Source organism: Pseudomonas sp. FP2309 (genome assembly GCF_030687575.1).
Classification (GTDB): Bacteria; Pseudomonadota; Gammaproteobacteria; order Pseudomonadales; family Pseudomonadaceae; genus Aquipseudomonas.
This window is the reverse complement of the sequence record NZ_CP117439.1, coordinates 2,376,425-2,388,775: the sequence shown is the minus strand read 5'-3', so window position 1 is coordinate 2,388,775 and position 12,351 is coordinate 2,376,425. Positions and strand designations below refer to the sequence as shown.

Annotated in this window: 2 protein-coding genes; both read left to right on the top strand. The window is 64.2% G+C overall.

From position 1 onward, the window contains the following. Positions 1-31: 31 nt before the first annotated feature. On the top strand, positions 32-3,418 hold the full coding sequence (locus tag PSH59_RS10895; protein ID WP_305395026.1) for an amino acid adenylation domain-containing protein: 3,387 nt from the start codon (positions 32-34) through the stop codon (positions 3,416-3,418). A gap of 11 nt (positions 3,419-3,429) precedes the next feature. Continuing rightward, complete coding sequence (locus PSH59_RS10890; RefSeq protein WP_305395025.1) at positions 3,430-12,135, top strand: non-ribosomal peptide synthetase; 8,706 nt, start codon at positions 3,430-3,432, stop codon at positions 12,133-12,135. Positions 12,136-12,351: the final 216 nt, after the last annotated feature.

Genomic DNA, 12,351 nt, shown 5'->3' with positions numbered 1-12,351 from the left:
ATCGACCCTGACTTAACGCCCGAGACCTGCAATGACTGCCACTGACGATATTCAAGACGACGAACTGCTGGCCCTTCTGCTGGGCGACGAGACCACCGCGCCGCGCATCAGCCCACGCGACTCGACACGCCCGGCGCCGTTGTCCTATGCGCAGCAACGCCTATGGATCGAGCAGCAATACGACGCCGGCAGCAGCGCCTATAACCTGCCTCGCGCGTTTCGGCTCAAGGGGCAACTGCACGCCGAGGCCCTGGAAAGCGCCCTCGCGCAGGTGATCGAGCGCCACCAGATCCTGCGCAGCCGCTTTGTCGAGATCAATGGTCAGCCGTTCCAGGAAGTCGATCCGCAGGCCTGCTTCCGCCTGGATCGCCAGGACCTGCGCGCCTACCCGGCCGCCGAGCGCGAGGCCCTGCTCGATCAACGGATCCAGGCGCAGAACACGCAGCCCTTCGACCTGACCCGAGGGCCTCTGCTGCGCGCGCAGCTGCTGCAGTTGGACGAACAGGAACACGCGCTGCTGATCACCATGCACCACATCGTTTCCGATGCGTGGTCCAACGCGATCCTGGTCCAGGACCTGTGCGAGGCGTACCGCATCAGCACCGGCACCCGCGAGCACCACCCGTTGCCCGCGCTGGCGGTGCAATACGCCGATTATGCGCAGTGGCAGCGCGACACTCAGGCCAGCGGAAAAGGCCTGGAACACGGTATCGCCTACTGGCGCAGCTATTTGGGCAATGACTTTGCGGTGCTCGAACTGCCCACCGACCGGCCACGCCTGAAGACCACCGGCCAACCCGCCGCCCACTGTCATATCCAACTGCCGGCTGTGCTGAAACAGCAGGTCGACGCGCTGTGCGCACGCGAAGGCATCACGCCGTTCGTGGTGTTCCTGGCGGCCTGGCAGATCCTGCTCAGCCGCTACAGCGGCCAGCAGGATTTCTGTGTCGGCGTGCCCAACGCGACGCGCCACCTGGAAGAGACCCAGGCGCTGGTGGGGTGTTTTGTCAGCACCCAGGTTTACCGCGCGCGCCTCGACGCACGCATGAGTGCGGTCGAGTTGCTGCGCCGCCTGCGCAAGGAGTCACAGGCGGCCTTGCAGCATGCCGATGTGCCCTTCGAACTGCTGCTGGATAACCTGTCGTTTGAGCGCAGTGCCGAACATGCGCCTATTTTCCAGACGCTGTTCAACTGGAGGGTCGAGGACAACACCGCGACATTATTCCAGTTGGGCGACCTTGAACTGGCGTTTATCGACAGCGACTTGCCCCAAGCCAAGTTCGACCTGTCGATCGATGCCGGCAGCGGCCCGGCGGGCTACTACGCCAGCCTTGAATACAACGCCGAGCTGTTCGACGCCAGCACCGTGCAACGCATGGCCGGGCATTGGCAGAACCTGATTAAAGCCATCAGCGCGCAGCCGGAACAGGCGCTGGGCGACCTGGCGTTGCTCGACCCGGTGGAGCGTCGGCTGATCCTGGAGGACTGGAACCCACCGGCACTGGCGATCAACAGTCTCCCTGTGCATCAGCGCATCAGCGCACAGGCGGCCTTGACGCCGGACGCGATCGCGCTGCTGCTGGGCGATGCGCGCCTGAGCTACGCCGAGCTTGAGCAACAGGCCAATCGTCTGGCTCACCGCTTGATCGCCATGGGGGTTGGGCCGGATGTGCGCGTCGGCGTGGCTTTTGAGCGCTCGATGGAAATGGTCATCGGCTTACTGGCGATCCTCAAGGCCGGTGGCGCCTATGTGCCGCTGGACCCGGAGTATCCGCAAGACCGTCTGCGCCACATGATGCAGGACAGCGGGATTGCCCTGGTGCTCACCCAGGCGGCGATCGGCTCGGGCCTGAGCATTCCGGAGGGCATCGCGGTGATGAACCTCAACCTGAATGCCGCCGACCTTGCCAGCTACGCCGGCGACGCCCCGCTCACCCAGGTCAGCCCACTGAACCTGGCTTACGTCATCTACACCTCCGGCTCCACCGGCATGCCCAAGGGCGTGGACATCAGCCATGAGGCGCTCACCGGCCATACCGATGTCGCCATCGGCTACTTCCAATTGAGCGCACAGGATCGCGTGCTGCTGTTTTCGTCGCTGAACTTCGATGGGTTTATCGAGCAGCTGTTTCCCGCGTTGTGTGTCGGTGCGGGCGTGATCATTCGCGGCAATGAGGTCTGGGACAGCGAGAGCTTTTACCGCGAAGTCATCGACAATGGCATGACCGTGGCGGACCTGAGCACCGCGTACTGGTTCCTGATTGCCCAGGAATTCGCGCGCAAGGGCCCCCGCGATTACGGCCGGTTACGCCAGGTCAGCGCCACCGGCGAGGCGATGCCACCGGAAGGCGTCAAGTTGTGGTCCCAGGCCGGGCTCGGGCATGTGCGCCTGCTCAATACCTATGGCCCGACCGAAACCACCGTGACCGCCAGTTTCCTCGACTGCGCCGAGTACGTGTGCGGGGCGCGGCCACTGCCGGCACTGATGCCGATCGGCACGCCCTTGGGTGGCCGCACCCTGTACGTGCTGGATGGCAACCTGGAGCCGGTGCCGGCGGGGGTGGTCGGCGAACTGTACATTGGCGGCCCGTTGCTCGCTCGCGCCTATCACAACCGTGCGGCGCTGACCGCCGAGCGCTTCGTGTTGGATGCCCTGGGCCCGCAACCGGGCGGGCGCCTGTACCGCACGGGCGATCTGGTGCACTACCGTGCCGACGGGGTAATCGAGTACATCGGGCGCGCCGACCATCAGGTCAAGATCCGCGGTTTCCGTATCGAGCTCGGTGAGATCGAGGCACGCCTGCTGCATTGCGCCGAGGTCCGTGAGGCGCTGGTGGTGACCCTGGACGGCGCTAACGGCAAGCAACTGGCGGCGTATCTGGTGCCTGCCGACCCGACTCTGGCCGACGCCGACCTGGACACCCAGAAAGCCCGCCTGGCGGACGTACGGGCCCAGCTCAAAGCCAGCCTGCCGGACTACATGCAGCCGACGTTCTGGGTACTGCTGGCTCAGTTGCCGCTGACCCCCAACGGCAAGCTCGACCGTAACGCCCTGCCCGCGCCAGACCCTTCAATGGCCCACAGCGACTACGTACCACCGCAAACCGCACTGCAAACCCGTCTCGCGCTGATCTGGCAGGAGGTGTTGAAAGTCGAGCAGGTTGGCCTGCACGACAATTTCTTCGAGCTGGGTGGCCACTCCCTGCTGGCCACGCAAGTGGTGGTGCGGGTCCGTGAGCAGTTGGGTGTGGAGCTGCCGATCCGCGAGCTGTTTGGTGCCGAGCATCTGCTTGAGCTGGCCGAAAAAGTCGAGGCGCTGCAAGCCGCTGCCAACCCCCTGCAGGACGAACTGGCCAGGACCCTGGCGCTGCTCAAGAGCCTGTCCAGTGACGACATTGAAGATCTGATTTCCCAATAAGGAATTTTCGCGTGCAAGAGTTACTAGCGTCCGTCGGTTCGCTGTCTTCCAAAGAGCGCAAGGCGCTGGCGACACTGCTCAAGCGCCAGGGCATCAACCTGTACAACGTTGCCCCGATCTTCAAGCGACACAGCGAGGAGCCGGCGGTGTTGTCCTACGCCCAACAGCGCCTGTGGTTCTTCTGGCAACTGGACCCCGACAACACCGCGTTCAACATTCCGGCAGCTCTGCAATTGCAGGGCCCGTTGGATATCGACGCCTTGCGCCACAGCTTCGAGGCGCTGATCAGCCGCCATGAAAGCCTGCGCACCACGTTCACCCAGGACCAGGACCAGGCCGTGCAGGTCATCCACCCTGCTGCGGCGTTCAACCTGCAGATGGAGCACGCCGAGGGCGTGGCGCTTGAGGACCAGCCGCTACGGATCGAGACGTTCGTCGAACGCGTGGCCAGCCAGCCGTTCGACCTGGAGCGCGGGCCATTGCTGCGGGTCAGCCTGTTGCAACTGGCCGAGGATAACCATGTGCTGGTTGTCGCCATGCACCATATCGTTTCGGATGGCTGGTCAGTGCCGATCATGATTGAGGAACTGATCGCCCTGTATCAGGCGCACAGGCAGGGTGCGGTGGCGCAGTTGCCGGCGCTGGCCGTGCAATATGCCGACTACGCCGCCTGGCAGCGCCAATGGATGGAGGCCGGCGAGCGGGAACGGCAACTGACGTACTGGCAGGCGCAACTGGGCGGCGAGCAGCCAGTGTTGCAACTCCCGGCCGACCGACCGCGCCCGGCGGTGCAGGACCAGGCCGGAGCCGATCATGAAATCCCCATTGATGCAGCCTTGGCCCACCGCCTCAAGCAACTGGCAATACGCGAAAACTGCACGCTGTTCATGGTGCTGCTGGCCTCGTTCCAAGCCTTGTTACATCGATACAGCGGCCAGGAACAGATTCGCGTCGGGGTGCCCGTGGCGAACCGAACGCGGGCCGAGGCCGAACGGCTGATCGGGTTTTTCGTCAACACCCAGGTGCTCCAGGCACAGCTGCACAGCCGGATGCCGTTCAATGAGTTGCTGGCGCAGGTCAAGGCCAATGCGTTGGGCGCCCAGGCCCATCAGGATTTGCCCTTCGAGCAATTGGTGGAGGCGCTGCAACCGGAGCGCAGCCTGAGCCACAGCCCGTTGTTTCAGGTGATGCTCAACCACCAATACGAAGAGACCGGCGTGGCCCCGGCGATCGAAGGGTTGCAGGTCAAGAACCTGAGCTGGAAACGCCAGACCGCCCAGTACGAACTGACCCTCAATACCTTGGAGCAGCCCCAGGGCTTGAGTGCCACCCTGAGTTACGCCACGGCCCTGTTCGATGCAGGCACGGTTGCGCGTATCAGCGGTCACTGGCTCAACCTGCTGCAGGCGGTGTGCCGTGACCCGGCCCAATCCATCGGCGAGCTGCCGCTGCTCAGCGCCGACGAACAGCGCACCTTGCTTGAGGACTTCAACCGGAGCCATTACACCGGCGGCCATGGTGATTGTGTCCAGCAAAGCATTGAAGCCAGGGCGCAGCACACCCCCGATGCAACGGCGCTGCTGTTCGGCACGCAGTCCATGAGCTTCGCCGAACTCAACCGCCGGGCTAACCGCCTGGCGCACAAATTGGTGGAACTGGGCGTCAAGCCAGAAGTGCTGGTGGGCATCGCCCTTGAACGCTCGATGGACATGGTGGTGGGCCTGCTGGCGATTCTCAAGGCCGGTGGCGCCTACGTGCCGATGGACCCGGAGTACCCGCGCGAGCGCCTGGCGTTCATGATCGAAGACAGCGCCATTGCGCTGCTGCTGACCCAACAGCATCTGCTCGACGTGCTGCCGATTCCCGACACGGTCACCTGCCTGGTCATCGACCAGGACAGTGCTCGGCTGCAGGCCTACAGCGAAGACAACCTGCCATGCCGGGTCGAACCCGAGCACCTGGCCTACATGATCTACACCTCGGGTTCCACCGGCCGGCCGAAGGCGGTCTGCGTGGCCCACGGCCCGCTGAGCATGCACTGCCAGGCCATCGGCCAGTTATATGGCATGACGGCCCAGGATTGTGAACTGCACTTCATGTCGTTCGCCTTCGATGGCGCCCATGAACGCTGGCTGACCACCCTGACCCACGGCGGCCGCTTGCTGATCCGCGACAACAGCCTGTGGTCGGTGGAGCAGACCTACGCCGCGCTGCACCAGTATCAGGTGAGTGTCGTGGCCTTCCCACCGGTGTACCTGCAACAACTGGCCGAGTACGCGGAACACTTCCCCGAACCGCCGCCGGTGCGCATCTACTGCTTTGGCGGCGATGCGGTGCCCAACGCGAGCTTCGAGCTGGTCAAGCGCGTGCTGCGCCCGCAATTCATCATCAATGGCTACGGCCCCACCGAAACCGTCGTGACCCCGCTGATCTGGAAAGCCGGTCGCGAGGAGAGCTGCCAGGCCGCCTACGCTCCCATCGGCAAAATTGTCGGCGCGCGCACCGCCTATGTGCTCGACAGCGACCTCAACCCCGTGCCGTTGGGCAGTGCCGGCGAGCTGTACCTGGGCGGCGAAGGGCTCGCCCGTGGTTACTATCAGCGCCCGGACATCACCGCCGAACGCTTTGTGGCGGACCCGTTCAGTCACGGTGGGCGTCTGTACCGCTCAGGCGACCTGGTGCGTCTGCGCGCCGACGGCGTTACCGAGTACCTGGGGCGCGTCGACCATCAAGTGAAGATCCGCGGCTACCGCATTGAACTGGGCGAAATCGAGGCACGCCTGCAAGACCATCCGGCCGTGGGTGAAGCCGTGGTGCTGGCGATGGACGGCCCCACCGGCCGGCAACTGGTGGGTTATATCCTGCCGCTGGACCCACGCCTGAGCCACGCCGGCGCCAACGAGCAGGAACTGCTGCGCACCGCGATCAAGGACCACCTCAAGACCAGCCTGCCGGACTACATGCTGCCCAGACACCTGGTGCTGCTGGACAGCCTGCCGCTGACACCCAATGGCAAACTCGACCGCAAGGCCCTGCCCGCCCCGGATTTGAGCGTCACCCAGCACACCTATGTGGCACCGCAGACCGACACCCAACAGCGTTTGGCCGCTATCTGGCAAGACGTGCTCAAGGTCGAGCAAGTCGGCCTCACCGATAACTTTTTTGAACTGGGCGGCGACTCGATTGTGTCGATCCAGGTGGTCAGCCGTGCCCGTCAGGCAGGTATTCGCCTGACGCCCAAGGACGTGTTCCAGCACCAGACGATTCTCGGGCTGGCCGGCGTGGCGCAGGCCATCGACACGCAGGCGCAGGACCAAGGACCGGTGCAAGGCGCCTCGCCGCTGACGCCGGTGCAGCATGTGTTTTTTGCCGAGACGGTGCCCGAGCGCCAGCACTGGAATCAATCGATCCTGCTCATGCCATCCCAACCGGTCAACGCCGAGGCGTTGAGCCAGGCGCTGGAACAGTTGCTGCGCCACCACGATGCACTGCGCCTGGGCTTCACTGTGCAGGACGGCCAATGGCATGCCGCACACCGCCCGTTCGACAGCACCGGGCACGCGCTGCTCTGGCACCGCCAGGCCGCCGACAGCCAGGCGTTACTCGCAGCCTGCAACGCGGCGCAACGCAGCCTGAACCTGGAACAAGGCCCGCTGCTGCGTGCGCTGCTGGTGGACCTGCAAGACGGCACTCAGCGCCTGTTGCTCACCGCGCATCACCTGGTGGTCGATGGCGTGTCCTGGCGCATCCTGCTGGAAGACCTGCAAACCAGCTACAGCGCCTTGTTGCAAGGCCAGGCGCCTCGGCTGCCGGACAAGACCAGTGCCTTCAAGGCCTGGGCCGAGCAATTGCAAGCATATGCCCGCGGTACCGCGTTGCAGGAGCAGATGCAGTACTGGCAACGCCAATTGCAGGGCGTCAGTGACGATCTGCCAGGCGCCCGCCGCACCGCCAGCCTGGCCGGCAGCCAGGGGCAATTCGTCAGTACCTGCCTCGACCCACAGCTGACCCGACAGTTGTTGCAGGAAGCGCCGGCGACGTATCGCACCCAGGTCAACGACCTGCTGATGACCGCCCTGGCGCGGGTGATCTGCCGCTGGACCCACGCCCCGTCGGCCCTGATCCAATTGGAAGGGCATGGCCGCGAAGACTTGTTCGACGCACTGGACCTGACCCGCACCGTGGGCTGGTTCACCAGCGTGTTCCCGGTCAAGCTCACCCCAGGCCAGCACCTGCCGGACTCCATCAAGGCGATCAAGGAGCAACTGCGCGGCCTGCCGGACAAAGGCATTGGCTACGGGGCGCTGCGCTACCTCGGCGATGCGCAGACCCAACAAACCCTGGCGGCCCTGCCGAAGGCGCGCATCACGTTCAACTACCTGGGGCAGTTCGACCAGAGCTTCGATGAAGACGCCCTGTTCAGCCCCGCGCCCGAAGACAGCGGCGACAATCAGGACCCCAATGCGCCGCTGGATAACTGGCTGAGCATCAATGGCCAGGTCTACGGCGGTCAATTGCAGCTCAATTGGACCTTCAGCCGCGACATGTTCGACGCCTCGTGCATCCAGCAACTGGCCGATGATTACCGTGACGAACTGCACGCCCTGATCCGCCATTGCCTGAGTCCCGAGGCGGGTGCGGTCACGCCGTCGGACTTCCCTCTGGCGAACATCTCCCAAGTGCAATTGGACACCTTGGCGGTGGACGCCCGCAGATTGGATGACCTGTACCCGCTGTCGCCCATGCAGCAAGGCATGCTGTTTCATTCGGTGTATGAACAGCGTGGCGATACCTACGTCAACCAATTGGCCGTCGACATTGAGGGTTTGGACGCGGCGCGCTTCATACGCGCCTGGCAAACGGTCATCGAACGTCACGACATTCTGCGCAGCGGCTTCCTCTGGAAAGACGGGCTGGTTCAACCGTTGCAGTGTGTGCACAAGCACCTGAGCGTGCCGGTGCGCGAGCTGGACTGGCGTAATCAGCCCCTCAAGCACGGCGCGCTGGAGGACCTGGCCAGGGCAGACCGTGAGCAAGGCTTCGACCTGCAGCAGGCCCCGCTGCTGCGCCTGATCCTGGTGCGCCTGGATGAACACGCGTACCACCTGATCTACACCAGCCACCACATCCTGATGGACGGCTGGAGCAACTCCCAACTGATGGGCGAAGTGTTGCAGGCCTACGCCCACCAGCCCCTCGCGCCATTGACCGGACGCTTCAAGGATTACATCCGTTGGCTGCAACACCAGGACCGCGCAGCAGGCCAGGCGTTCTGGACCCGGCAGTTGCAGGACCTGACGGAGCCAACCCGACTGGCCAGTGCCTTTGGCGGCAAGGCCCTTGGGGAGTCTGAGGCACACGCCCACGGCGTGCACCTGCACCGGTTAGACCGCGACAGAACGGCGGCCCTGGAAGCATTCGCCCGGGACCAGAAGGTCACGCTCAACAGCGTGGTGCAAGCCGCGTGGCTGCTCCTGCTGGCCCGCTACAGCGGCCAGGACACCGTGGCGTTCGGCGCCACCGTGGCTGGCCGCCCGGCGGATCTGCCCGGTGTGGAAAGCCAGCTGGGGCTGTTTATCAATACCCTGCCCATCGTGGCCACGCCGCAACCCCATCAGAGCGTGAGCCAGTGGCTGGCACAGATCCAGGCGCAGAACCTGAACCTGCGCGAGCACGAACACATGCCGCTGCATGAGATTCAGCCGCTTTCGCCGCTGGGCGCCCAGGCACTGTTCGACAACATTCTGGTGTTCGAGAATTTCCCCGTGGCGCAGGCATTGCAGCAAGCCGCCCCCGCTGGACTGGTGTTTGGCGAGGTCAAGGACTTCGAGCAGACCAACTACCCGCTGACCCTGGCCGTCTCCCTCGGCGATACGCTGTCGCTGAGCTTCGAATATGCGCTCGCTGAGTTCGCCCCGGCGACCGTTCAGCACATCGCCGAGCATTTGGACACGCTATTGCTGCGCATGCAGACGCACCCGGAGCAGGCGCTCGGACACCTGCAGGTGCTCAGCGATGCGCACCAGCGCGACCTGATCAGCCATGCCGAGGGCGGTGCGATCCACGTCAGCGCCCAGCTGTGCGCTCACCAATTGATCGAGGCTCAAGCGGCAAAGACACCCGACGCCGTGGCGATTGTGCTCGACGACGCGCAACTGACCTATGGCGCCCTCAACGCCAGGGCCAACAGGCTCGCCGGCAAGTTACGCGCCTGCGGCGCCGGACCGGACCAGTTGGTGGGCCTGGCGGTGGAGCGCTCGCTGGACATGGCCGTCGGCCTGCTGGCGATTCTCAAATCGGGCGCCGGCTACGTGCCGCTGGATCCCTCCTACCCCCAGGATCGCCTCAGCTACATGCTTGCCGACAGCGGCCTGAAACTGCTGTTGATTGAAGATGCCTTACGGGACCGGTTGCCGGTGCCCGCCTCGGTACACACGCTGAACCTGAGCGACGGGCTGGAGGGCTTCAGCGTCGCCGACCTGCCCCATACCGTGACGGCGCAGAACCTCGCCTATGTGATCTATACGTCAGGTTCCACCGGTCAACCCAAGGGCGTGGCCATCAGCCATGGCGCGCTGAGCGAATTCTGTGAGATTGCCGGCGAGTATTCGCAATTAACAGCCGAGGACCGTGTGCTGCAGTTTGCAACCTTCAGCTTTGACGGCTTCGTCGAACAGTTCTACCCGCCGCTCTGCCGTGGCGCCCGCGTGGTGCTGCGCGGCACAAGCGTGTGGGACACCACAACGTTCTATGAACAGATCCTGCACCACGGCATCAGCGTTGCCGACCTTCCCTCCGCGTATTGGCACCTGTTCGCCATGGATTGCGCGGCAGCCGGCCCGCGCAGTTATGGGCGGTTGCGCCAGGTCCACGTTGGCGGCGAGGCCATGTCGGTTGAAGGCCTGCGTCATTGGCAGGCCGCCGGCCTGGGTTCGGTGCGCCTGCTCAATACCTATGGCCCGACGGAGGCAACCGTGGTGTCGAGCACCCTGGAGTGCTCGAACCTGAACCCTGCGAGTTTGTCCGAACACGGCATTCCCATCGGTCGCGCCCTGCCCGGCCGCAGCCTGTACGTGATGGACAAAGACTTCTGCGCGGCCCCTCTGGGTGTCGTGGGTGAGCTGTACATTGGCGGTGCCATCGGCCAGGCCCGCGCGTATCACCAGCGCCCCGGCCTGAGCGCCGAACGCTTCGTGCCCAACCCGTTCGTGGGCGGCGGCGAACGCCTCTACCGCACCGGTGACCTGGCGCGCTACAACGCCGAGGGCAACGTGGAGTACGTGGGCCGCATTGACCATCAAGTGAAAATCCGCGGTTTCCGGATCGAGTTGGGTGAAGTGGAAACCTGCCTGCAGGGCTGTGAAGGGGTTCGCGAAGCAGTCGTCATGGCAATTGACGGGCAAACCGGCAAACAGCTGGTCGGCTATGTGGTGGCAACCGCCGCCGCACGCGCGATGGAACAAAGCGCTTTGCTCACGGTGCTGCGCAATCACGTCAAGGCGCAATTGCCGGCGTACATGGCACCTGGGCAATGGGTGATTCTGGACCGACTGCCGCTGACGCCCAACGGCAAACTCGACCGCAAGGCCCTGCCCGCGCCGCAGAACGTCAGCGTGACGGCGCCTGCTGCTGCGCCACGTACCGCGCTGGAACAGCAAATGGCGCAGATCTGGAAAACCGTGCTCAACGTTGAGTCGGTGGGCTTGCAGGATAACTTCTTCGAACTGGGTGGCCATTCGCTGCTGGTGTTGCAGGCGGTCAGCCTGATCAACCAGACCTGCGGCAGCCGACTCAGCCTGCATGATTTCATGGGCTACCCGAACCTTGAAACGCTGTGCCGGAACCTGCAAACGCCGTCCACCCAGCTGGCGGTGCGCCTCAACCCGCATCAAGGCCCGCAGCCGCCGTTGTTCTGTTTCCATCCGATCTTCGGCATGGTCCACAGCTACCAACCCCTGGCCATGGCGCTGCGCGAGCAATCGCCTGTCTATGGCGTGCTCTGCAAAGCCTTCCTCGACGGCGTCTGGCAGGACATCAGTTGGGCCGACATGATCGAGTTGTATGTGACCACTATCCGCAATGTCCAGCCCCAGGGCCCCTACTCCCTCGCCGGCTGGTCACTGGGCGGCAACCTGGCCATGGAAGTCGCCCACCGCCTGGAAGCCGCAGGCGATACGGTGGCCTTCCTGGGCCTGATCGACGCGCCGCCGCCGGCCTCGGTCGAGGTCTTCTGGCAGGCGGTGCAGGCCCGGCACGGCACGCCTGCAGCCCCGGCGCGCAATGCGCTGGAGCTGTTCAAGCGTTTATTCCCCGAACAGGCTGACGCGGCAGAGGTGCACTATCGACAACTGCCGGAGCTTGAGAAGCAGGCACGCTTTATCGACTGGGCAAAACAGCAGCTCAAGGACAGCCCGACTCAAATGGCAAGCCTGTTGCTTGGTGAGCGTGAACTGGCCTTGGGCGAAGTCGTGAGCCAGAAACTGGAAGCATTGGCGCAGGACTTCCGTTATCGCCCGTTGAACGTCGCCTTGCACTGCTGGTGGGCCGGACACGACAAGTCGCCGGCGCTGGTCGAGCTGCTCGAAGCAGAGCTCAAAGCCGCGTTGGGCGAAGAGTGCCTGGCCCTGTCGATGCCCCTGGCGTGCGACCACGAAGCGATTGTCAGCGAGCCCTCGCTGATCGATTCCCTGAGCCATTCGTTGCTCGGCACGCGCTGAGTTGCACACGATGCGGCGACACCGATTGGGGTGTCGCCGCTGCTTGTTCCAACGCGCTTCCCTCCCCCTTTTATCCACGCAAAATTAATTCACCGGTCGCTGCACCCGCGCCGCCTGCTGCAGCCGAATTTCCCTGGGCCTTAGCAACTACGGCGCCTAGTACCGCCTGAGCCATGATGCGGACGGTGTCATTGCCCTTTTCCACAGCAGGTGCCA